General features: G+C 72.5%; 21 protein-coding genes. 15 read left to right on the forward strand and 6 right to left on the reverse strand.

Translation table 11 applies throughout. The annotated features are described in order from the left end of the window. Nucleotides 1-40 precede the first annotated feature (40 nt). The 7 genes from ACWC91_RS05510 to ACWC91_RS05540 all read left to right on the forward strand — a co-directional run bounded on the left by ACWC91_RS05510 (nt 41) and on the right by ACWC91_RS05540 (nt 9,130). A complete protein-coding gene (locus tag ACWC91_RS05510; protein ID WP_450643455.1) occupies nt 41-2,128 on the forward strand; it encodes a tetratricopeptide repeat protein in 2,088 nt (695 codons plus the stop codon). 135 nt (nt 2,129-2,263) lie between these two features. Then, the gene (ald, locus tag ACWC91_RS05515; protein WP_225076030.1) at nt 2,264-3,388 is read left to right on the forward strand and encodes an alanine dehydrogenase; all 1,125 of its coding nucleotides are present in this window, start codon (nt 2,264-2,266) and stop codon (nt 3,386-3,388) included. 400 nt (nt 3,389-3,788) lie between these two features. Further along, the gene (locus ACWC91_RS05520) at nt 3,789-4,925 is read left to right on the forward strand and encodes a ParA family protein (RefSeq protein WP_141362315.1); all 1,137 of its coding nucleotides are present in this window, start codon (nt 3,789-3,791) and stop codon (nt 4,923-4,925) included. Then, nucleotides 4,910-5,482, forward strand: a complete 573-nt coding sequence (locus ACWC91_RS05525; protein WP_225076031.1) for a hypothetical protein — start codon at nt 4,910-4,912, stop codon at nt 5,480-5,482. Before ACWC91_RS05520 ends, ACWC91_RS05525 begins: the two co-directional genes overlap by 16 nt. Nucleotides 5,483-6,366: 884 nt before the next feature. Then, nucleotides 6,367-7,398: a segregation and condensation protein A gene (locus ACWC91_RS05530; RefSeq protein ID WP_450644010.1), complete on the forward strand. Its 1,032-nt coding sequence runs from the start codon at nt 6,367-6,369 to the stop codon at nt 7,396-7,398. Continuing rightward, on the forward strand, nt 7,395-8,069 hold the full coding sequence (gene scpB / locus ACWC91_RS05535; protein WP_141362321.1) for an SMC-Scp complex subunit ScpB: 675 nt from the start codon (nt 7,395-7,397) through the stop codon (nt 8,067-8,069). Before ACWC91_RS05530 ends, scpB begins: the two co-directional genes overlap by 4 nt. After that, nucleotides 8,069-9,130, forward strand: coding sequence for a pseudouridine synthase (locus ACWC91_RS05540; protein ID WP_281155718.1), 1,062 nt, complete (start codon nt 8,069-8,071; stop codon nt 9,128-9,130). The genes scpB and ACWC91_RS05540 overlap by 1 nt, the downstream gene beginning before the upstream one ends. Before the next feature lie 25 nt (nt 9,131-9,155). Here ACWC91_RS05540 and ACWC91_RS05545 read toward each other — a convergent pair whose 3' ends face one another. Together ACWC91_RS05545 and ACWC91_RS05550 are read right to left on the reverse strand one after the other, a co-directional pair. Further along, nucleotides 9,156-9,848, reverse strand: a complete 693-nt coding sequence (locus tag ACWC91_RS05545) for a nucleotidyltransferase domain-containing protein (RefSeq protein ID WP_225076034.1) — start codon at nt 9,846-9,848, stop codon at nt 9,156-9,158. 22 nt (nt 9,849-9,870) lie between these two features. Then, nucleotides 9,871-10,344, reverse strand: coding sequence for a Rieske (2Fe-2S) protein (locus ACWC91_RS05550; RefSeq protein ID WP_225076035.1), 474 nt, complete (start codon nt 10,342-10,344; stop codon nt 9,871-9,873). 215 nt (nt 10,345-10,559) lie between these two features. On the opposite strand from ACWC91_RS05550, the gene aroH reads away from it, so the two are divergent. The 5 genes from aroH (at nt 10,560) to der (ending at nt 15,042) form a co-directional block, all read left to right on the forward strand. Next, nucleotides 10,560-10,922 carry a chorismate mutase gene (aroH, locus tag ACWC91_RS05555; RefSeq protein WP_225076036.1) on the forward strand — a complete coding sequence of 121 codons (363 nt, stop codon included), beginning with the start codon at nt 10,560-10,562 and terminating at the stop codon, nt 10,920-10,922. After that, nucleotides 10,919-12,004: a prephenate dehydrogenase gene (locus ACWC91_RS05560; protein ID WP_450644007.1), complete on the forward strand. Its 1,086-nt coding sequence runs from the start codon at nt 10,919-10,921 to the stop codon at nt 12,002-12,004. Before aroH ends, ACWC91_RS05560 begins: the two co-directional genes overlap by 4 nt. An 89-nt stretch (nt 12,005-12,093) precedes the next feature. Next, complete coding sequence (cmk, locus tag ACWC91_RS05565; RefSeq protein ID WP_225076038.1) at nt 12,094-12,789, forward strand: (d)CMP kinase; 696 nt, start codon at nt 12,094-12,096, stop codon at nt 12,787-12,789. Beyond that, nucleotides 12,747-13,490 (forward strand): lysophospholipid acyltransferase family protein, encoded by a 744-nt coding sequence (locus ACWC91_RS05570; RefSeq protein ID WP_225076039.1) that lies wholly within the window; start codon nt 12,747-12,749, stop codon nt 13,488-13,490. Before cmk ends, ACWC91_RS05570 begins: the two co-directional genes overlap by 43 nt. 67 nt (nt 13,491-13,557) lie before the next feature. Next, a complete protein-coding gene (gene der, locus ACWC91_RS05575) occupies nt 13,558-15,042 on the forward strand; it encodes a ribosome biogenesis GTPase Der (RefSeq protein WP_225076040.1) in 1,485 nt (494 codons plus the stop codon). Nucleotides 15,043-15,097: 55 nt separating this feature from the next. On the opposite strand, the gene ACWC91_RS05580 is transcribed toward der, so the two are convergent. Further along, nucleotides 15,098-15,472 carry a hypothetical protein gene (locus tag ACWC91_RS05580; protein WP_225076041.1) on the reverse strand — a complete coding sequence of 125 codons (375 nt, stop codon included), beginning with the start codon at nt 15,470-15,472 and terminating at the stop codon, nt 15,098-15,100. A gap of 37 nt (nt 15,473-15,509) precedes the next feature. After that, nucleotides 15,510-16,343, reverse strand: coding sequence for a hypothetical protein (locus tag ACWC91_RS05585; RefSeq protein WP_450644005.1), 834 nt, complete (start codon nt 16,341-16,343; stop codon nt 15,510-15,512). Nucleotides 16,344-16,884: 541 nt separating this feature from the next. Here ACWC91_RS05585 and ACWC91_RS05590 point away from each other — a divergent pair. Both ACWC91_RS05590 and ACWC91_RS05595 read left to right on the forward strand, forming a co-directional pair. Then, on the forward strand, nt 16,885-17,601 hold the full coding sequence (locus ACWC91_RS05590) for a transglycosylase family protein (RefSeq protein WP_281155719.1): 717 nt from the start codon (nt 16,885-16,887) through the stop codon (nt 17,599-17,601). A 404-nt stretch (nt 17,602-18,005) separates the two neighbouring features. Beyond that, entirely contained in the window at nt 18,006-18,221 is a 216-nt protein-coding gene (locus ACWC91_RS05595) for an I78 family peptidase inhibitor (protein WP_281155720.1), read from the forward strand. Between the two features lie 39 nt (nt 18,222-18,260). Here the strand turns inward: ACWC91_RS05595 and ACWC91_RS05600 are convergent, their stop codons facing one another. Together ACWC91_RS05600 and ACWC91_RS05605 are read right to left on the reverse strand one after the other, a co-directional pair. Beyond that, a complete protein-coding gene (locus ACWC91_RS05600; protein WP_225076045.1) occupies nt 18,261-19,292 on the reverse strand; it encodes a phosphatase PAP2 family protein in 1,032 nt (343 codons plus the stop codon). Nucleotides 19,293-19,530: 238 nt separating this feature from the next. Next, on the reverse strand, nt 19,531-20,733 hold the full coding sequence (locus ACWC91_RS05605; RefSeq protein ID WP_450725811.1) for a hypothetical protein: 1,203 nt from the start codon (nt 20,731-20,733) through the stop codon (nt 19,531-19,533). 291 nt (nt 20,734-21,024) lie between these two features. On the opposite strand from ACWC91_RS05605, the gene ACWC91_RS05610 reads away from it, so the two are divergent. Further along, nucleotides 21,025-22,626, forward strand: coding sequence for an MFS transporter (locus ACWC91_RS05610; RefSeq protein ID WP_376502764.1), 1,602 nt, complete (start codon nt 21,025-21,027; stop codon nt 22,624-22,626). The last annotated feature ends 81 nt before the right edge of the window (nt 22,627-22,707 follow it).

Here is a 22,707-nt window from a genome sequence, read left to right on the forward strand (position 1 = left end):
CCCGGCGGGCTTGCACGTGCGTGGGACGGGAGTGTGGCCCGTGACGGATCAGGCGGTGGACGCAGGTGGCGTGAACCTGTCCGGCGGGGACTGGTTCCCCGCGGCCGCGAAGAGTCTCTTCCTGGGCCGCACGCGGGAGTTGAAGGAGCTGCGCGCCGACATCGAGCGGGCCGGCCTCGACACCCTGGCCGGCCGCAAGGAGCCGCGCGCACGCGTCCTGCTGATCGCGGGCAGGCCCGGCTCCGGCCGTACGGCGCTCGCCGAGGAACTGGTGGGGCAGGTCGCGCAGCGTTACCCCGGCGGGGTGCTGCGCGCCGGGCTCACCGAGCCCGACGGCACCCCCGTACCCGTCGAGGCCGTCGCCCGCGACCTGCTCACGGCCCTGGATCTGCCGACCCCGCCCGGCGCCGCCGAGGACGACCTGACCGAGGCCCTGCGCACCGCCCTCGCCGAGCGCCGGGCGCTGCTCCTGCTCGACGACGCGGCCGGCGCGGACCAGGTCGACGCGCTGCTGCCGGAGAACGCCGACTGCCTGCTCGTCGCCGTCTCCCGGGGCCCGCTCACCGGGATCGCCGACGTCCGCCCGTGCACCCTGGGCGGCCTGGACACCAAGTCCGGCGTTGAGCTGCTGGCGCAGCGCATCGACCCGGTGCGCATCACCGTCGACCCGCGCGCCGCCGAGAGCCTGATCGAGGTCTGCCAGGGCCAGCCCGCCGCGCTGACCCTGGCCGGCGGCTGGCTCGCCGCCCACCCCCAGGCGGCCGTCGCCGACCTCGCCAAGCAGCTGCGCGCCGACCCCGACGAGCGCTCCGCCCTCGACCGGGTGCTGCGGTTCGTGCACGGCACCCTGTCCGGTCAGGCCGCCCGGCTGCTGCGCCTGCTCTCCCTCGCCCCGGCCGGTGACGTCGACCCGCAGACCGCCTCCGCGCTCGCCGGCTGCTCGGTCGAGGCCGCCCGCGGCCTCCTCGACGACTTCGCCGGACTCGGCGTGCTGCGCGCCGTCCCCTCGCCGCTGCCGTGCTACGAGGTCCCCGGCTGCCTGCACCCGCTGCTGGCGGACCTCGCCCAGCGCCAGGACCGCCCCGCCGAGCTGCGGCTCGCCCGCGCCCGGATGCTGGAGCGGACCGTGCGGCTGCTCCAGTCCTGCCGGGCGATCACCGAGACCGACAGCCCCGAGACCCGGGAGAAGCTGAAGAGCCTGCCTCCGGGGCTGCGCTTCGCCACTCCGCGGGCCGCCGAGAAGTGGCTGCGCGCCCGCAGGCCCGCCCTGCTCGCCGCGGCCCGGCTCGCCGTCGCCGACGGCGAACTGGACACCCTGGCCCGCCGCTTGATGTCCCAGCTGGTGCGGGCCATGGTGGCGCACATCGGCACCCAGGCCGCCGCCGGTGACCTCTACGGCATCCACCGGCTCGTCCTGGACGTCGCCGAGCGGCGCGGGCTGCCCCGGGAGAAGGCCGCCGCCCTGCTGAACCTCGCCGACCTGGACGCCCGCACCGGGCGTACGGCGGCGGCGCTGGCCCGCTACCGGGCCGCGCTGGACGCGGGACGGGAGGCCGACGACCCGTACGCGATCAGCCGCGCCATGGAATCCGTAGGCAGCGCCCACCAGGAGCTGGGGGACTACGACCGGGCCGCCGACTGGTTCGGCCGCGCCCTGGCGCGGCGGCTCGCGCGCGAGGAGCGCGAGGACGCCGCCCGCCTCTACGGCCGCATCGCCACCGCGCACACCTACACGGGCCGCTACGGCGAGGCCCTGCGCAACTGGCGGGCGGCCGTCGCCGCGCACCGCAAGGCGGGCGATGTCGCCGCCCACGCGCGCGCGTTGAGCGAGCTGGCGCGCGTCCAGGAGTACGCCGGGCGCCCCGAGGACTGCCTGCGCACCTGCCAGGAGGCGGTGGAGTGGGCCCGCCACGCCGAGGACGTACGGCTCCAGGCGGCGCTCCAGTTGCGGCTCGCCGACACCCTGGAGCGGCTGGGCGACGCGGCCACGGCGGCCCTGCACCGCGGAACGGCCCGGCGCATGCTAGGCGACGAGGTCCCTGCGGCCGAGGAGGGCGGTCCGGAGGGCCCATTGACGGCTGGGGACGGCAATGCCTGCGAAATCCGCAGTGCATCCACTGAAGATTGATGCAATGAAAGGCTAGACAGAGAGAAAGCCTTCATTAGACTGGTTCTGCCGCTCGTTCCCCTGCGGTGTTGCCTGGTATGCCCTCGCATGCCGGGGTACGTCTGATATTGCCCCACATTCTCTGAGCCAAGGACCGTGATCGACGTGAAGGTCGGCATCCCCCGCGAAGTCAAGAACAACGAGTTCCGGGTGGCCATCACCCCCGCCGGCGTGCACGAGCTCGTGCGTAACGGCCACCAGGTCGTCGTCGAGCGGAACGCGGGCGTCGGCTCCTCGATCCCGGACGAGGAGTACGTGGCCGCCGGCGCCCGGATCCTCGAGACCGCGGACGAGGTCTGGGCCGCCGCCGACATGGTGCTGAAGGTCAAGGAGCCCATCGCCGAGGAGTACCACCGCCTCCGCAAGGACCAGATCCTCTTCACCTACCTGCACCTGGCCGCCTCCAAGGAGTGCACGGACGCCCTGCTGGAGTCCGGCACCACGGCGATCGCCTACGAGACCGTCGAGCTCCCGAACCGCGCGCTGCCGCTGCTCGCCCCGATGTCCGAGGTCGCGGGCCGTCTCGCGCCGCAGGTCGGCGCCTACCACCTGATGCGCGCCGCGGGCGGCCGCGGTGTGCTGCCGGGCGGCGTCCCGGGCGTGCCGGCCGGCGAGGCCGTCATCATCGGCGGTGGCGTCTCCGGCTGGAACGCCGCGCAGATCGCCATCGGTCTGGGCTTCCACGTGACCCTCCTGGACAAGGACATCAACAAGCTCAAGGAGGCGGACAAGATCTTCGGTACGAAGATCAAGACCGTCGTCTCGAACGCCTTCGAGCTGGAGAAGGCCTGCGTGGAGGCCGACCTCGTGGTCGGCGCCGTGCTCGTCCCGGGCGCCAAGGCCCCGAAGCTGGTCAGCAACGAGCTGGTGTCCCGGATGAAGGCCGGAAGTGTCCTTGTCGACATCGCGATCGACCAGGGCGGATGCTTCGAGGACTCCCACCCGACCACGCACGCCGAGCCGACCTTCAAGGTCCACGAGTCGGTGTTCTACTGCGTCGCCAACATGCCGGGCGCCGTGCCCAACACCTCCACCTACGCGCTGACCAACGCCACGCTGCCGTACATCGTCGAACTCGCCAACCGTGGCTGGGTGGAGGCGCTGCGCCGTGACCCGGCGCTGGCCAAGGGCCTCAACACCCACGAGGGCAAGGTCGTTTACCGCGAGGTCGCCGAGGCCCACGGCCTGGAGCACGTCGCGCTGGAGTCCCTGCTCGGCTGAGCGGGTCGCCAAGTCGCCAAGGTGTGAAAGGCGATACGTCAACACGCGTCGTCAACCTCGCACGACCGGCCGGACCTTGTCCCACAAGGTCCGGCCGGATGTGTGTATGGTCACTTCGCCGCACTCGGTCAACTCGCCTCGAACGCAACCATTCGACCGATTCACGCACCGGTGAAACCTGCCGTGCGACGGTCGTACGCCCTTGACAGAGGGATGTTCCATTACCGACACATCGGGCCGGGTCCGGCGGATTGTGTTGCTGCGGACCGCCGACACGCCATAGAGTCGCCAATCGTCGGCATGGTGCCACGCTGACCTGTCTAGAAGTTCCCTGGTCACCAAGGAGGTAAGACGACTTGTGAATGAGTCGACATTTTCTCCCGGGGGTGGTCAACCAGGAATGCCTGCGACGGGCCAGGGCCCCACGCGGCTCGAGGCTGTCGGCTCCGTTGCTGTGCGCACCTTCGCAGCCCACCAGAGTCACCGGACACCAGGGGTGACTCAGCCAGCACACCCAAGCATGGATGGCCATCACGTGAACGCCATGGCCGGCGACGGAAGTGGCGCGCCCCACAACCACTTCGCCGACTACGACGAACTGCCCGAGGGGCACTTCTACGACCCCGACGCCGAGTACGAGCCCGACCCCGAGTACGCGGCCACGCTCGCGCCCGACGCGGCCCGCCAGCGCCGTGAGCGCATCGGCCCGACCGGACGCCCGCTGCCGTACTTCCCGATCCCGGGTCCGCTGACCGACCACGGCCCCGCGAAGATCATCGCGATGTGCAACCAGAAGGGCGGCGTCGGCAAGACCACGTCGACCATCAACCTGGGTGCCGCGCTCGCGGAGTACGGCCGCCGGGTGCTGCTCGTGGACTTCGACCCGCAGGGCGCGCTGTCGGTGGGTCTCGGCGTCAACCCCATGGAGCTCGACCTCACCGTCTACAACCTGCTCATGGAGCGGGGCATGTCCGCGGACGAGGTCCTGCTGAAGACGGCGGTCCCCAACATGGACCTGCTGCCCAGCAACATCGACCTGTCGGCCGCCGAGGTCCAGCTGGTGAGCGAGGTCGCGCGCGAGTCGACGCTCCAACGCGCCCTGAAGCCGCTGATGGACGACTACGACTACATCGTCATCGACTGCCAGCCCTCGCTCGGCCTGCTCACCGTCAACGCCCTCACGGCCGCGCACAAGGTGATCGTGCCGCTGGAGTGCGAGTTCTTCGCGCTGCGCGGTGTGGCACTGCTGACCGAGACCATCGAGAAGGTCCAGGAGCGCCTCAACCCGGAGCTGGAGCTCGACGGGATCCTGGCCACGATGTACGACTCGCGCACGGTGCACAGCCGTGAGGTGCTCGCGCGTGTCGTCGAGGCGTTCGACGACCACGTGTACCACACGGTCATCGGACGCACCGTCCGCTTCCCGGAGACCACGGTCGCCGGTGAGCCGATCACCACGTACGCCTCCAACTCCGTCGGCGCCGCCGCCTACCGCCAGCTCGCCAGGGAGGTGCTCGCCCGGTGTCACGCCGAGTGAGTCTGCCGGGGGCCGACGAACTGTTCCGTACGACAGGGGGAATGGCGCTCCAGCCGTCCACTCCCCGACGCCAGGCAGGCGGCGAGGCCCGGGTGCCCGCCCCCGCGGCGGAGGGTGACGCGGCCGCCTCGGCGGAGGACGCGCCGCAGTCGGTGCCCGCGCAGGGCGGCGACGGCGAGGGCGCGGAGCACGTGGCGGTGGAGGCGGCACCGACGGACGCGGGCGAGTCCCGCAGCCGGTCCGCGACCGCGGAGCGCTCCGCACGGCGTCCGGCGGCGGCGCAGGAAGGTTCTGCCGCCGCGCAGCCGCGCAAGCGGGGCCGCGGCGCCGCGGCGCGCCGGCCCAGCGGACGGGAACGGCACGACGAGAAGATCACCGTGTACGTGTCCGCCGAGGAGCTCATGGACCTGGAGCACGCCCGGCTGGTGCTCCGCGGTGAGCACGGGCTCGCCGTGGACCGCGGGCGCATCGTCCGCGAGGCGGTCGCCGTGGTGCTGGCCGACCTGGAGTCCCGGGGCGAGGCGAGCATCCTGGTACGGCGGCTGCGCGGCCGTTAGCCGTCCGAGCGGGCGGTAAGCGGTAGCCTGCGACGGCAATGACCTCGAACGACGCTCCCACCCCCACCGGCCGCAGACGCGCCCTCGGCCGCGGCCCGGGAACGGCATCCCCACCCCCGGCTCACCCACCCGAGCCGCCCGCGCCCCAGGATGAGCGCCCCGAACCGCCGGCCGCGCCTCCGGAGCCCATGCCCGCTCCCGGGCCCGCCGAGCAGCCCTCCGAGCCGTCGGTACGGGCTCCTGAGACGCCGGTGGACCTCCCGGGGGACGGCCCGGTGGTGGGCCCGGCCGCCGGGCAGCCGGCCGAGCCGGCGACCGGCGTTGCCGAGAATGCGGCGGCCGAGCCAGGTGGCTCGACCCCGCCCCGCGCCGGTTCCGACACGACGTCCGGGCCGACTGCCGGGGATGTCTCGCAGTCGGCGGTCGCGGAGGGCTCCCGGGCGGAGGCTCGTGGCGCCCTCGGGCAGCAGGCCGACGCGGGGCGCCGGGTGGAGGCCGTGCTGGAGCCGGGGGACGTTTCGCAGCCGGCGGTCACAGTCGATTCCAGGGCGGAGGCTCGTGCTGCTTCCGAAGCGGAAGCTGACGAGGGGCGCAGGGCGGAAGCCGCGTCGAGGCCCGAGGCCGGTTCCGGCATGACGTCCGGGCCGACTGCCGGGGATGTCTCGCAGTCGGCGGTCGCGGAGGGCTCCCGGGCGGAGGCTCGTGGCGCCCTCGGGCAGCAGGCCGACGCGGGGTGCCGGGTGGAGGCCGTGCTGGAGCCGGGGGACGTTTCGCAGCCGGCGGTCACAGTCGATTCCAGGGCGGAGGCTCGTGCTGCTTCCGAAGCGGAAGCTGACGGGGGGCGCAGGGCGGAACCCGCGTCGAGGCCCGAGGCCGGTTCCGGCATGACGTCCGGGCCGACTGCCGGGGATGTCTCGCAGTCGGCGGTCGCGGAGGGCTCCCGGCCGGAGGCTCGTGGCGCCCTCGGGCAGCAGGCCGACGCGGGGCGCAGGGCGGAAGCCGCGTCGAGGCCCGAGGCCGGTTCCGGTGCGGGGGCCGAGACCGGGCTGCCGTCCGAAGGGGCCGGCGAGGGGGACGGGGCTCTCGGTGACGGGGTGTTCAAGGTTCGGCTGGCCAACTTCGAGGGGCCGTTCGACCTGCTGCTGCAGCTGATCTCGAGGCACAAGCTCGACGTCACCGAGGTGGCCCTGTCCAAGGTCACCGACGAGTTCATGGCGCACATCCGGGCCATGGGTCCCGACTGGGACCTGGACCAGACGACCGAGTTCCTGGTCGTGGCCGCCACCCTGCTCGACCTCAAGGCGGCCCGGCTGCTGCCCGCGGCCGAGATCGAGGACGAGGCCGACCTGGCGTTGCTCGAAGCACGCGACCTGCTGTTCGCCCGGCTGCTCCAGTACCGCGCGTACAAGCAGATCGCCGACATCTTCAGCCGCCGGCTGGACGAGGAGGGCCGGCGCCACCCCCGTACCGTCGGGCTGGAACCCCACCACGCCGAACTGCTGCCCGAGGTCGTCATCAGCATCGGCGCGGCGCGCTTCGCCGAACTCGCGGTCAAGGCGATGCAGCCCAAGCCCAAGCCGCAGGTGTACGTCGACCACATCCACGCGCCGCTGGTCAGCGTGCAGGAGCAGGCGGGGATCGTGATCGCGCGGCTGCGGGAGCTGGGTGAGGCCGGCTTCCGGGAACTGGTGGCCGACACCGACGACACGCTCACCGTCGTGGCCCGCTTCCTCGCCCTGCTGGAGCTGTACCGCGAGAAGGCCGTGGCCCTGGACCAGGAGACCGCCCTCGGCGAGCTGATCGTGCGCTGGACCGGCGGTGACGGGGACGAGACGCCCACCGTGACGGACGAGTTCGATCGCGCACCCGAGGAGCCCGAGGAGCCCGAGGAGCCCAAGGAGGAGGAGAAGGCGTGAACGAGGAGACCACCGACCCGTCCGCGGCCCCGAGCACCGTCGCCGACCTCGACCTCAGGCCCGCCCTGGAGGCCGTCCTCATGGTCGTGGACGAGCCCGCGACCGAGGAGCACCTGGCGAAGATCCTGCAACGGCCCCGCCGGCAGGTCGCGGACGCGTTGCGCGAACTCGCCGACGAGTACACCGTGCAGGGCCGCGGCTTCGAGCTGCGGCTGATCGCCGGCGGCTGGCGTTTCTACGCCCGCCCCGAGTACGCGGCCGCCGTCGAGGGCTTCGTCCTGGACGGCCAGCAGGCCCGGCTCACCCAGGCCGCCCTGGAGACCCTCGCCGTGGTCGCCTACCGCCAGCCGGTCAGCCGCAGCCGCGTCTCCGCCGTCCGCGGAGTCAACTGCGACGGAGTCATGCGTACGCTGCTCCAACGCGGTCTGGTCGAGGAGGCGGGCGCGGAACCCGAAACAGGTGCGATCCTGTACAGGACGACGAACTACTTCCTGGAGCGGATGGGCCTGCGCGGTCTGGACGAGCTCCCGGAACTCGCGCCCTTCCTCCCCGAGGCGGAGGCGATCGAGGCCGAGACCCAGGAGGGCGTACCGTCGTTCGACCCGGACGCTCCCGATGACGCGCCGGGCGCAGACGGCGACCACACGACGAACACGACGACGGAATTTTGATGCGAAGCAGCGGCAGCGGCAGGAACGGCGGGCGCGGCGACTACCGCGGTGCCGGCAACAACAGGGACGAGCGGCAGGGGCAGGGCCGCCCCCGCAAGCCCCGACCCGAGGAGCGCCGCTACGACGTCGGCCCCGGCGCGACCAAGGACGGCCCCAAGTCCGGGCGCGGCGGATCCGCGCGCGGTGGCGCCAAGGGCGGCCCCAAGCAGCCCCAGCAGGGCGGCCGTACGGCTCCGGCCCGCTCCCGCGAGTACGAGACGCGGATGGAGGAGCGCAACCGCGAGCGGTACGCCGGCAAGAAGGACGTCAAGCTGCCCAAGACCTTCCCGGGCGCCGAGCAGGAGGGCGAGCGGCTCCAGAAGGTGCTCGCCCGCGCGGGATACGGTTCGCGGCGCGCCTGCGAGGAACTGATCGAGCAGGCCCGGGTCGAGATCAACGGCGAGATCGTCCTGGAGCAGGGCCGCCGGGTCGACCCGGAGAAGGACGAGGTCAAGGTCGACGGCCTGACCGTGGCCACGCAGTCGTACCAGTTCTTCTCGCTGAACAAGCCCGCCGGTGTCGTCTCCACCATGGAGGACCCGGAGGGCCGCCAGTGCCTCGGTGACTACGTCACCAACCGCGAGACGCGCCTCTTCCACGTCGGGCGCCTCGACACCGAGACCGAGGGTGTGATCCTGCTCACGAACCACGGCGAGCTGGCGCACCGGCTGACCCACCCGAAGTACGGCGTGCGCAAGACCTACCTCGCGCACATCGTCGGCCCGATCCCGCGGGACCTGGGCAAGCAGCTCAAGGACGGCATCCAGCTGGAGGACGGCTACGCGCGCGCGGACCACTTCCGGGTCGTCGAGCAGACCGGCAAGAACTACCTCGTGGAGGTCACCCTCCACGAGGGCCGCAAGCACATCGTCCGCCGCATGCTCGCCGCCGCGGGCTTCCCGGTCGACAAGCTCGTCCGCACCGCCTTCGGCCCCATCACCCTGGGCGACCAGAAGTCCGGCTGGCTCCGCCGCCTGTCGAACACCGAGGTCGGCATGCTGATGAACGAGGTCGACCTCTAGGGTTCTGCGTCCGGATCAGGCCGGCTCAGACGTCTCCCCGGCAGGCCGACGCGTGGCGGACACGGCGCAGGAAGTCCGCCACGCGTCGGTGATCGGGCTCCGCGGGGAGCGGGGTGCGGTCGGCGGCCCGTTCGGTCTCGGCGGCCAGGCGGGCCATCCGGGACTCGACCTCGGGCCACGGGACCTCACCCCGCCGCACCTCCAGGAGCGGTTCGCGCCGGTCGCCGACGTCGACCGTCAGCGTGCCGGTGCGCAGCAGGTCGCGGGCGCTGGTCAGCAGGCGCAGCAGATGCATCGCGTGCTTCCAGCGCGGGGCGCCGTGCGTGCGGACATCGGCTTCGAGCTTCCCGCGCTGACTCAGCGCGTACCGGGTGAACGTCCCGCACACCTGCCGGGAGAGGAACGCGCCGCGCAGGGACAGCAGTTCGCGGCCGGTGTCGTCCACGTACTCCACCAGGGGCGAGTGCAGGCACTCCAGGATGTTGGGGTTCGCGCGCAGCGCCAGCGCGCAGAGGCGCTCCAGCTCCCAGCTGAACTGCTCGTCGAGGGGCCCCTCCACATGCGTCGGCGGCTTCTCGAAGCGCCAGAACAGGGGAGTGGGCGCGACGAACACGCCCCTGCGGTCCGTGTCGCTGTCGTCCGTCGCCAGCCCGAAGGCCCGCGACCCCATGACACAGGCGTAGATGGTGTGGTCACGCACCAGGTCCTCGGGCTGCATGCCCGGGAGCGTACGCGGATCCTCACAGCAGGTGGATGGAATTTCCCTCCACCTTGATCTGCTTGGCGTCCAGCGGGCTGACCGCCGGCCCGTTGGCCACCGAGCCGTCGGCGATGCGGAACCTGCTGCCGTGGCAGGGGCAGTCGATCATGCCGTTGGAGATCTTGCCCACCGTGCAGCCCTGGTGCGAGCAGATCGCCGAGAAGGCCTTGAACTCGCCCTTCTTCGGCTGGGTGACCACGACCTTCTGCTCGGCGAAGACCTTGCCGCCGCCTTCCGGGATGTCGGCCGTGCTCGCCAGTTCCGGTCCGGTGGCGGACCCCTCCGTGGCGCCGGAGGCCGCCGAAGGGTGGGACGTCGTCTCCTCCGAAGGAGAGGTCGCCTCCGCGGAAGGTGACGTCTCGGAGTTGCTGCTGGCTTTGGTGCCGCAGCCCGCCGCCACGAGCGCCACCGCACTCGTGGCGAGAACCGTGCGCCGCGTCGAGCCCTGGGTCATGTCGTCACTCCGGGGTTCCGGGGGAAGGAGGGAAGAGCTCCGAGCGGAGCATCAGCATCTTCGCATCGAATACGGTCAAGTCGAAGCACATCGTGACAGCACGTAATAAACCACCCGTTTCCCTGGTCGTCTCAGCGGGCGGGCGCCGGTCACCCGTCCCACGCGGTCTGACTAGGCTGGACACGAGACGATTCACCTCAGCAAGGAGCAGCGCCGTGGCGGTACGAGCGGTCCGGGGGGCCGTCCAACTCGAGCGGGACGAGGCCGGGCACATGGACGAGCAGGTCGGGGCGCTGCTCACCGCCGTCCTGGAGCGGAACGGCCTGACCGCGGACGACCTGATCAGTATCTGGTTCACGGCCACCCCCGACCTGCACAGCGACTTCCCGGCCGCCGCGGCCCGCAAGCTCGGCATCGTCGACGTACCGTTGATCTGCGCCCAGGAACTGGACATCGAGGGCGCCATGCCCCGCGTCGTCCGCGTCCTCGCGCACATCGAGTCCGACCGGCCGCGCGACGAGATCGCCCATGTCTACCTCGGCGCGGCGGCCGCCCTGCGCAAGGACATCGCCCAGTGAGAAACGCACTCGTGATCGGCACCGGGCTGATCGGAACCTCCGCCGCCCTGGCTCTCGCGCAGCGCGGGGTGGTCGTGCACCTCGCCGACCACGACCCGGAGCAGGCCCGTACGGCCGCGGCGCTCGGCGCCGGCACGGACGAGGCCCCGGACGGGCCGGTCGACCTCGCCATCGTCGCCGCGCCGCCGGCGCACGTGGCGGGCGTGCTCGCCGACGCCATGCGCCGGGGCGCGGCCCGCGGCTACCTGGACGTGGCCAGCGTCAAGGGCGGCCCGCGCCGTGAGCTGGAGTCGATGGGCCTGGACCTCACCGGCTACATCGGCACGCACCCCATGTCGGGCCGCGAGCAGTCGGGTCCGCTGGCGGCGACCGGTGACCTCTTCGAGGGCCGCCCCTGGGTGCTCACGCCCACCCGGGACACCGACACCGAGGTCCTCAACCTCGCCCTGGAGCTCGTCTCGCACTGCCGGGCGGTCCCGGTCGTCATGGACGCCGACGCCCACGACCGTGCCGTGGCCCTCGTCTCCCACATGCCCCACCTGGTCTCCAGCCTGGTCGCCGCGCGTCTGAAGAACGCCGAGGACGCGGCCGTACGGCTGTGCGGGCAGGGCATCAGGGACGTGACCCGGATCGCGGCCTCCGACCCGCGGATGTGGATCGAGATCCTGTCCGCCAACCCGGGACCGGTCGCCGACCTGCTCTCCGACATCTCCACCGACCTGGAGGAGGCCGTGCAGGCCCTGCGCGCCCTCCAGTCCTCCGACGAGGCCAAGCGCCGCGAGGGCGCCGCCGGCATCGAGGACGTGCTGCGGCGGGGCAACGCCGGCCAGGTCCGGGTCCCCGGCAAGCACGGGTCCGCGCCGCGGGTGTACGAGGTCGTCGCGGTCCTCATCGACGACCAGCCCGGCCAACTGGCCCGCATCTTCGCGGACGCGGGGCTGGCCGGGGTCAACGTCGAGGACGTGCGCATCGAGCACGCCACCGGGCAGCAGGCCGGTCTGGTGCAGCTCATGGTCGAGCCGAAGGCGGCACCGGTCCTCACCTCCGCCCTGCGGGAGCGGGGCTGGGCCATCCGCCAGTAAGAGGGCGTCCGGGAAGCCAGTAACCTTGTGCGGGGCGCTCTCGCGTCCCGTACACCACCCACCACCCTTCACCAGGAAGGTGCCCCGCTGTGGAAAACGGCGCCGCCCGGACCGCCCAGCCTGTGATCGTCGCCATCGACGGTCCTTCCGGCACGGGCAAGTCGAGCACATCGAAGGCCGTGGCCGCACAGCTCGGCCTGAGCTACCTGGACACCGGCGCCCAGTACCGGGCGATCACGTGGTGGATGGTGACCAACGGGATCGACATGGACGACCCCACCGCGATCGCCGCGGTGGCCGGCAAGCCCGAGATCGTCTCCGGCACCGACCCCGCCCACCCGACGATCACCGTCGACGGCGTGGACGTGGCCGGTCCGATCCGCACCCAGGAGGTCACCGCCCAGGTCAGCGCGGTCAGCGCCGTACCGGAGGTGCGGACCCGGATCACCGAGCTCCAGCGGTCGCTGGCCGTGTCCGCCGAGGCCGGGATCGTCGTCGAGGGCCGCGACATCGGCACCACGGTGCTGCCGGACGCCGACCTGAAGATCTTCCTCACCGCCTCCCCGGAGGCCCGCGCCGCCCGGCGCAGCGGTGAGCTCAAGGGCGCCGACGTCCACGCCACCCGCGAGGCCCTGATCAAGCGCGACGCGGCCGACTCCAGCCGCAAGACCTCCCCGCTGGCCAAGGCCGGCGACGCGGTCGAGGTGGACACCACCGAGCTGACGCTGGCACAGGTCATCGAGTGCGTGGTCACCCTCGTCGAGGAGAAGCGGGCCGCGAAGTGAACCGTCCGCCGGAGCGTGCGGCGGGCCCTCCGTCGGAACGCGGTGCCGACGTCGGCCGGCGGATCGGCGTCGGGCTGATGTACGGGCTGTGGCGCCCGCGCGTGCTGGGCGCCTGGAAGGTGCCCGCCTCCGGCCCGGTGATCCTCGCGGTCAACCACGCGCACAACGTCGACGGCCCGATGGTCATGGGCGTGGCACCCCGGCCGGTGCACTTCCTGATCAAGAAGGAGGCGTTCGTCGGCCCGCTGGGCCCCTTCCTGACAGGTATCGGCCAGCTTCAGGTGGACCGGCACTCCGCCGACCGTTCGGCGATCACACGGGCGCTCGGCGTCCTGAAGCAGGGCGGCGTCCTCGGGATCTTCCCCGAGGGCACCCGCGGCGAGGGCGACTTCGCCTCCCTGCGGGCCGGGCTCGCCTACTTCGCGGTCCGCAGCGGCGCCCCGATCGTCCCGGTGGCCGTGCTGGGAAGTTCCGAGAGGCGCGGACGGTTGATGAAGGGGCTGCCCCCGCTGCGCCACCGGGTCGACGTCGTCTTCGGCGACCCGTTCGAGGCGGGCGACGAGGGCGGGCGGCGTACGCGCCGGGCCCTGGACGAGGCGACCGAGCGCATCCAGAAGCAGCTCACCGACCACCTGGAAAACGCCCGGCGACTGACCGGGCGCCAGGGCCTGTCCGCCGGACGGGCCCTGGGCGACACTTGAGTAGTGGATCACCGCGAACCGGTGGTGTTCCACCGATCACCACGATGAACGACGAGGTACGGACTTCATGAACGACGACATCCAGCCCGACGGCTCGGCCGAGCACGAGTACGAGCACGGGGCGCTCGGCGAGGCCGAGTACGCGGAGTTCATGGAGCTCGCCGCGGAAGAGGGCTTCGACATCGAGGACGTCGAGGGCGCCATTGAGGCCGCCGGACACGGCCCGCTGCCCGTCCTCGCCGTCGTCGGCCGCCCCAATGTCGGCAAGTCGACTCTGGTGAACCGCATCATCGGCCGCCGTGAGGCGGTCGTCGAGGACAAGCCGGGCGTCACCCGCGACCGCGTCACCTACGAGGCCGAGTGGGCGGGCCGCCGCTTCAAGGTCGTCGACACCGGCGGCTGGGAGCAGGACGTCCTCGGCATCGACGCCTCCGTGGCCGCGCAGGCCGAGTACGCCATCGAGGCCGCCGACGCGGTGGTGTTCGTCGTGGACGCCAAGGTCGGCGCCACCGACACCGACGAGGCCGTCGTACGGCTCCTGCGCAAGGCGGGCAAGCCGGTGGTGCTGTGCGCCAACAAGGTCGACGGCCCGAGCGGCGAGGCGGACGCCACGTACCTGTGGTCGCTCGGCCTCGGCGAGCCGCACCCGGTCTCGGCCCTGCACGGCCGCGGCACCGGCGACATGCTGGACCGCGTCCTGGAGGCGCTCCCCGAGGCGCCGCGCGAGACGTTCGGCGGGAGCGGCATCGGCGGCCCCCGCCGGGTGGCCCTCATCGGCCGCCCGAACGTCGGCAAGTCCTCGCTGCTGAACAAGGTGGCGGGCGAGGAGCGCGTCGTCGTCAACGAGCTGGCCGGAACCACCCGCGACCCGGTCGACGAGCTGATCGAACTGGGCGGCAAGACCTGGAAGTTCGTCGACACCGCAGGCATCCGCAAGCGTGTCCACCTCCAGCAGGGCGCCGACTACTACGCCTCGCTGCGCACCGCGGCCGCCGTCGAGAAGGCCGAGGTCGCCGTCATCCTGATCGACGCCTCCGAGTCCGTCTCGGTGCAGGACCAGCGGATCATCACCATGGCCGTGGAGGCGGGCCGCGCGCTCGTCATCGCCTACAACAAGTGGGACACCCTCGACGAGGAGCGCCGCTACTACCTGGAGCGGGAGATCGAGACCGAGCTCGCGCAGATCGCGTGGGCCCCGCGCGTCAACGTCTCGGCGCACACCGGACGGCACGTGGAGAAGCTGGTCCCGGCGATCGAGACGGCGCTGGCCGGCTGGGAGACCCGGGTGCCGACCGGCCGCCTCAACGCCTTCCTCGGCGAGCTGGTCGCCGCCCACCCGCACCCGATCCGGGGCGGGAAGCAGCCGCGCATCCTGTTCGGCACCCAGGCCGGCACCAAGCCGCCGCGGTTCGTGCTGTTCGCCTCCGGGTTCATCGAGGCCGGCTACCGGCGGTTCATCGAGCGACGGCTGCGTGAGGAGTTCGGCTTCGACGGCACGCCGATCCACATCTCCGTGCGGGTGCGCGAGAAGCGCGGCGCGAAGAAGAAGTAGCGGCCACGGCGAAGGGGCGGCCCCGAACGGGGGCCGCCCCTTCGCCGTCGGCGGATCAGATTCCGCGCCGCGGAGCCGGTGGCAGGGCGGCGGGAACGTGGTGCATCCCGGTTTCCTGCCGCCCGATCGTCCCGACCCGCTGCCACTGCGTGTGTTGCCGGCCCGTGCCATGGCGGGTGCTGTAGGCCCCCAGGCTGTAGGCGCCGTACACGGTGGAGCCCGTATCGTGCGGCAGGTTCCCGAACGCTACAAAACCCAGATCCTCCTCGCCGCTGCGGTCGCCCGGCAGGGTCCGGTAGGACTTGACGTACTCGGCGTAGAGCGCGTCGTAGATCGGCGTGGCCGATGGGCCGCCGTGATGATCCTGGGGCGTCCGCGCGGAGGGGATGGGCGGGTAGGGCTGGCGGCGGGGAACGTCATATGCGTGCACGTATCTCCAAACGACCCCGAACCGGAAGGGATGCGGCTCAGGTCCCGGCGAGCGGGAGCGTCGCCGCGACCAGCCTTCCGCCCGCCGCGGCCTTGTCCAGTGCGTCCCGCAGCAGGTCCTCCCGCGGCTGCCGTCCGATGGACCCGACCGGCGCGGCGAACATGATCACCTGCTGGTGCTTGTTGGCGGCCGCCCGCCAGCCGTCGGTGACCTGGAGCGGCTGGTGCGCCTGCCACCAGGCCACCGGCTGGCCGCCGTTGGCCTGGGGCTGGAGGACGGCGTGCAGCTGGCCCAGGGCGAGCAGCACCGACCAGCCGTGCAGTACCGGCGGCACGGCGGCGAGTTCGGTCACCGGGGCGTAGCCCTGCTCGATGAGCAGCGGCAGGAACTCGTCGGCGCCGCCCAGCGAGCCCGGACGCACGATGGGCGCGGTCGGCTCGACGACCAGGGCGGGGTGCAACTCCCCGGCGATCAGGACGAGTCCGCTGGTGATCCCGAGCACGGCCTGCTCCGGCACCGCCTTCTGGGGCACGGCCTGCTCGGGCGCGCTCCACTGGGGCGGGGTCTGCTCCGGCACCCTGCCGGAGGGGCCCGTGTTCCCGTTGATGGAGCGGACCGCGCCCCGCAGTTGCTCCTCGGTGACCTGGACGACCTGCGAGGGCAGGCAGGTGGCGTGGGCGAAGGCGAGGACGGCGGTCTCGTCCCCGACGAACAGGACGGTGCTGGTGCGCTCCTGTTCGGAGTCGCCGGGGGTGCGGCAGGACGTGCAGTCGTAACTGCCCGGGGCGTTCTGTCCGGCGAGCAGCCGGTCGGCTTCTTCGTCGCCGATCTCGGCGCGTACGGCGTCGCTGACGTCGAGCATGCGCGGCACGGGTGGCTCCCTCGGGATGCTGTGCGTGGCGGAGCCGGGTGGCTCCCGGCCCATGAACCGGGAGGGACCCGGCTCATGAAGAAGACAACGGGTGATCTGTGGCGGGAGTCACGCCCTCCGGCGAACGGAATCGAACCATCCCGTGCGGAGGGTGACGGCAGGTACGGAATCCGGCACTCACGGTCAACTCGCCCCAAGTGCAAGGGTGTTGAGTCGGTGAAGTGAGTCACAGATCGACGGTGCCGGTGGTCGAAAAATCAGGAAATCAGTGAATGAAGTGGGTGGCGGAAAAAAGTTCGTACCGCCGGTAACGGCGAACTGGCCTGCCGGAACGGGCGGTTGGTTGATCCGGGCTGCGTCCGCTCCTTACATTCCTCAGCCGTGTGCATCGAGCACCACTCGGGCACGTCCGCCGACCGCACCGGGCCGAGCACGGCTCGGCACGACCTCGTGCGGCGGACGGGGCGAGCGCGCCGGCCGCGTCCATGCGCGGCGGGCACGCCCGCCTTGGGGGACCCCGAGTGCTTCGAGAGGGATCCACATGTCCGAATGTGCCGACAAGAGCCACGACACCACGCGCGACAACGCCCGCAGGGCACGGACGACGGCGGCTCTCGCCGGGGCGGCCCTGCTCGCCCCGCTCGGGCTGCTGGCCGCCACCGGCAACGCCCACGCGGCGGACGGCGGCGTGTGGGACCGCATCGCCCGGTGCGAGAGCGGCGGCAACTGGCACATCAACACCGGCAACGGCTACTACGGCGGGCTCCAGTTCGCCGCCGGCACCTGGCGCGCCTACGGCGGCACGGCCTACGCGCCCACCGCCGACCGGGCCTCCAGGGCCCAGCAGATCGCCGTCGCCACCAGGGTCCAGCAGGCCCAGGGCTGGGGCGCGTGGCCGGTCTGCTCGGCCCGGGCCGGAGCGTACGGCAGCGCACCCGCGGCCGGATCCGGGGCGGGGACGACGACCGAATCGGCGCACAGCACACACAAGCCGGCGAACAAGCCGGTCCAGGAGGGCGGCCGGCAGAAGACACGGGACGCGGTCCCGCCGCGGCGGCCGTCGACGGCGCCGGCGCGCGAGGCGGGCCACCCGGACCGCGGCGCCTCCCGCGGCGCGTACACCGTGCGCGCGGGCGACACGCTGAGCGGCATCGCCGCCCGGCACGGGACCACCTGGCAGTGGCTCCACTCCGTCAACAGGTCCGTCATCGGGGGCGATCCCGATCTGATCGTGCCCGGTCAGCGCCTGGAACTCTGAACCGCTCCGGCTCCCGCCACGGGCGCCAGGCCCCGTCCGGTGCACCGACCGGGCGGGGCCTTCCGCCGTCCGGCGGGCGCTCGCTCCGGCAGCGGAACGGTGGAATTCCCATGCCGTGTCAGCTTCCGGGAACGGCCGCGGATTCGGAATGCGAGGGCGTCCCGGTGCGGTTCGGGAACGCTTCTCGCGGTGCATTCGGCCGGACTTTTCCGGGTGTTGTCCCGGCCGGTGGGAATTGCGTTCGCGCGACTGCGGAAGACGGACGGAACCCCCCCCGTACGTGTGACGGAGTGAGACCGTTCCGGAGGCTGGGGCTTGTGACACAAGTGTGACAGGAGGGGATCGAGTGACCCGCGTGCCGGGGTGGGCTTTCCACGCCGCGAGCCGGCACCTAGCGTGGCGGTATGGCACCGATTCCCACTCCGCCGGCGGAACCCCAGGACAACCCCGACGCATATGTCGGCCTCGAGGCCGGACAGGCCGAACGGCTCGCGCGTGAACGGGGCTGGAGCCCGGTGCGGTCACTGCCGCCGGGCGCGATCATCACCATGGAGTACCGGTTCGGACGGCTGAACTTCGAGGTCCGGGACGGCCGCGTGGCACGGGCCTGGAAGGGCTGAACCGCCGCCGGCGCTCCCGGATCCCGCGGCGGTCCGTCGTCAACTGCCCGTCAGGGGGCGGGCCGCCGAGGCCGTGCCGCGCGGGACGCGGTCGGGGTGCGGCGGTCGGCGGCTGCCGGCCGGGGTGACCGTCGTGCGCTCGGAGCGGCCCGTGTGCCGGCCCGGGGCGAGGTGGGCCGGTGTCCGGGACGTGCGTCCGGCGCCGACCGTCTCGTGGGCCACCGGGGTCTCGTCCGAGGCGGGGGCGCGTGGGGTGAACACGACGGGCGCGCCGACGGGTGCGGCGGGCGCGGGCACGGGTGCCGGGCGGCCGCGACGGGCACGCCAGCGGTCGCGCAGGTCGAACAGGGCGACCTCGGTCCTGGCGATCAGCGGCTCGCACCACGGCAGCGCCAGCAGGATCAGCAGCCCCGCGGCCCAGCCGAGGAGCACGTCGCTCAGCCAGTGCGTCCCCAGGTAGACCGTGGTCAGGCCGACGCCGAGCGCCGTCACCGCGGACAGCGCCGACAGCCAGCGGCGCGCTCTCGGGGTGGAGGCCAGATAGGCCAGGATGCCCCAGGTCACCACGGCGTTGGCGGTGTGGCCGCTGGGGAATATATCGCCGCCCAGGCCCATCTCGTTCGAGCCGATGACGGTCGCGTAGTGGGGTCCCAGACGTCCCATGCCGATCTTCGCGGCGCCGACCGTGGCGTTGAGCAGCAGCAGCGAGGCGGCGAGGGTCAGCAGCGGGCGCAGCGTGTGCTGCCGCCAGGAGCGCCAGCCCAGCCATGCGCACACCATCACGGCGGTGGGGCCGCGCTGGCCCAGCACCACGTAGTAGTCGAGGAACGCGTGGATCTGCGGCCACTGCTGGTAGGGCCGGAAGAACATGACCTGCCAGTCGAGCCGGACCAGCCACGAGGTGGTGACCACGGCCCAGACGATCGCCAGGTAGAAGGCGAGCGTCGCCGAGAAGAGCACGAACCGGTGGCGGCTCATTCGCGGCATGTCGATGTGCGCCGGCCGTTGCGGCTCACGGTCCAGCCTGGCGAACACCCGGTCCAGGCGGGTGAGGGTTCGTTCGGTACGCACCCAATCGACGTTACAGCGAGTGAGGTGTGTTCCCTGACGAAGCACGTGATTTGTGATGACCACGTGATGTGGGATTGCTCTCAACGGGGCTTTATATCCACGGAATCCGCAATCACGAACGAACCCGTCCCGCATTTCCTTTGATCATTCCGGCGCACGCTTATGTGGCGCTTATGAATGCGTTGACCGAACGCCCGGATGAAATTCCGTGCGCCCTCGGCCGGTCGGAGCCGGCCGGTCACGGGGGACCGGAGCCGTTCAGCCAGAACGCCCCGTAGACCGCCGAGGCCACCGCGACGCCGCCCACGATCAGCGCCGACCGGGCCACGCGCGTCCGGGCGAGCGCCGACGCGAGCGGCAGCAGCAGCGGGAAGGCGGGCAGCAACAGACGTGGCTTGGAGCCGAAGTAGCTCGACGCGCACAGGGCGAGTGCGGTCACGACACCCGAGTACACCAGCAGCGCGAGCGGCTGCCGCTGCCGTACGCCGGTGACGTACAGCCAGATGACCCCGGCGACCCCGAGGATCAGCCCGGCCCCGGCGAGGGCGGAGGGGAAGGACGTGAACTTGTCGGCGACGAAGCGGGCGAAGGCGTACCCGCCGTCGAAGCCGTTGCGCCAGCCGGCCTGGACGCGGAGGTAGCCGAAAGGGCCCTCGCCGGTGCGGTGGCCGACCCACAGGACGTATCCGGCGGCGCCGAGCGGGGCGAGCGCCATGCCGAGCAGGCGGCGGGCGGTGCCGTGCCCGGTGGCGGCCGGGGCGCGGTGCGCGTCCCGCGCGCCGTCCGCCGCCGTCGCGCTCCGGTCTCCCACGAACGAGGCAAGCGCCGCCGCCCACACCGCCGCGACCACCGCGAGACCCACCGGCCGGGTCAGTCCCGCCAGCAGGGCCAGGGTGCCCGCCGTCACCCAGCGGCCGGTGAGCACGGCGTACAGCGCCCAGGCGGCGAGCGCCGTGAACAGCGACTCGCTGTAGGCCATGGACTGCACGATCCCGACCGGTAGCACCGCCCACAGCAGTACGGCCGCGACGCCGGTCCCGCGGCCGTACACGTGATCGGCGACCGCGAAGATCCCCCAGGCCGCGGCGAGGGAGGCCGCCAGGCCGACCGCGAAGCCCGCGTCGGCGTACGACAGCGGGCTCACCGCGGCGAGCAGCCGCTCCAGCCAGGGCAGCAGCGGGAAGAAGGCCAGGTTCGAGTGCACGTCCCCGTTCGGCAGGCGTACCTCGTATCCGTAGCCGAGCCCGGCCACCCCGGCGTACCAGAGCGAGTCCCAGCGGGCGGTCAGCAGCGTGTACGCGCTCCTGCCGCGCTCGGCACTCCACAGCGCCAGGGCGATCAGGCCCAGAGCGCGCACGGCGGCGTACCCGAGGAGCGCCGGGGCGGCCCTGCGCAGGGCCCCGGCGCGGACCACTGTCACGCGCGTCGCAAGATCGCTCACGGACTCGATTATCGGCGCTGCCGGTGACCGGAGCGGCCACCGGGGCACGCCCACGGGCCGCTCACCGGGGACTTACGGCGGACTCACGGGGAAGCGGAGTGGCGTATGCCACACGGGTTGAGCGCCTGCTCTGAGAGGTGAGCCACGCCCCATCCGGACGAATGAGCGTACTCTGACGTGTCACTCGCACGTCGTCGCGCAGGTCGGGGGCCCGCTCCGCTCCGGCCGAGCCACGGGGAGTCCCCACCCCGCGGGCCGCCGAACGCGAGGGCTCATCTGGGAGGTACGTACATGTCCGGGACGACCGCGGCCGCCGACCGGCTGCGCCGTCGGGCGGCGGGTGCCGGTGCCAACCGCTGGGTCGTCCTGGTCGTCCTCTGCGTCAGCCTGCTGCTGGTGGCGGTGGACGCGACCGTGCTGCACGTGGCGGTGCCCGCGGTCACCGAGGACCTCAGGCCCGGCGCCATCGAACTGCTCTGGATCGTCGACACCTACCCCCTCGTCTGCGCCTCGCTGCTGATCCTGTTCGGCACCCTGGGCGACCGGGTGGGCCGCAGACGGATCCTGCTGCTGGGCTACGCCCTCTTCGGCATCGCCTCCGCCGTGGCGGCCTTCGCGCCCAACCCCCAGATGCTGATCTTCGCGCGGGCGCTGCTCGGCGTCGGCGGCGCCATGATCATGCCGGCCACGCTGTCGCTCCTGCGGCAGGTCTTCCCGGACCGGCGCGAGCGGGCGCTGGCGATCGGGATCTGGAGCGCGGTCGCCGCGGTGGGCGCGGCGGTCGGGCCGCTGCTCGGCGGCTTCCTGCTCGAACACTTCTGGTGGGGGTCGGTCTTCCTCGTCAACATCCCGCTGATGCTGGTCAGTCTGCCGGTGGGCCGGCTGCTGCTGCCCGAGTCGACCGGCGACCGTGACGGCCCCTGGGACGTCGTCGGCGCGTTGCTGGCGGCGGCCGGACTGTTCGGTGTGGTGCTGGGCGTGAAGCGGCTCGGCGGCGGTGAGACGGCGCTGAGCGTGCTCACCGTGGGGCCGCTGGTGGTCGGCGCGGCGCTGCTGGTGACGTTCGTACGACGGCAGCGGCGGCGGACCCATCCGCTGGTGGACCTCAGGATGTTCGCGCGCCCGGCGTTCAGCACGTCGGTGGGCTGCATCGTGCTGGCCATGCTGGCGCTCGTCGGGCTCGAACTGATCGCGGCGCAGTACCTGCAACTGGTCCTCGGCCTCTCGCCGCTCGCCACGGGACTGCGGCTGCTGCCGCTGACGTTCGCCGCGATGGCGGCCGGACTGGCCGGGGCGCGGATGCTGCGGCGGTTCGGGCCGCGGCGGATGGTGTGCTTCGGGTTCTGCGTGACCGCCGCCGCGGTGGTGCTGCTCACGGCGATGGGCGGCCGGGACAACCCGGGGCTGCTCCTCGCCGGCTTCGCGCTGCTCGGCTTCGGCCTGGAGACGACGCTGTTCGGGGCGTACGAGTCGATGCTGAGCGAGTCGCCGGCCGAGCAGGCGGGCGGCGCGGCGGCGATCGGGGAGACGTCCTACCAGTTGGGCGCGGGGATGGGCATCGCCCTGCTGGGCACGGTGATGAACGCGGCGTACGCGCCCGGGCTCGCCGATGTGCCGGGGGTGCCCGCGAAGGCGTCCGGCGCGGCGGCGAACTCGCTGGGGGAGGCCTACGGGGTCGCCGACCAGCTCGGCGGGCCGGTCGGGGCCGCGCTGCGGCGGGCGGCCCGGGAGGCCTTCGTGCACGGGCTGCATGTGACGCTGCTGGTGAGTGCGGGGCTGTTGCTGCTGGGTGCGGTGATGGCGCTGCGGCTGCCACGGGTGATGCACTGCGAGGAGCCGCCGGTCGAACTGCCCGCGCAGCGGGAGGCCGAGAGGTCCCGCGTCTCGGCATGAGCGCCCTCCCTCTCCCGGGGTCGGCGCCGCGGCGGGGGAGGGGCACGCTGGACGTGAGCGGCTCCGCGACGTAACGTCTGG

It is taken from the genome of Streptomyces sp. NPDC001204 (assembly GCF_053598035.1).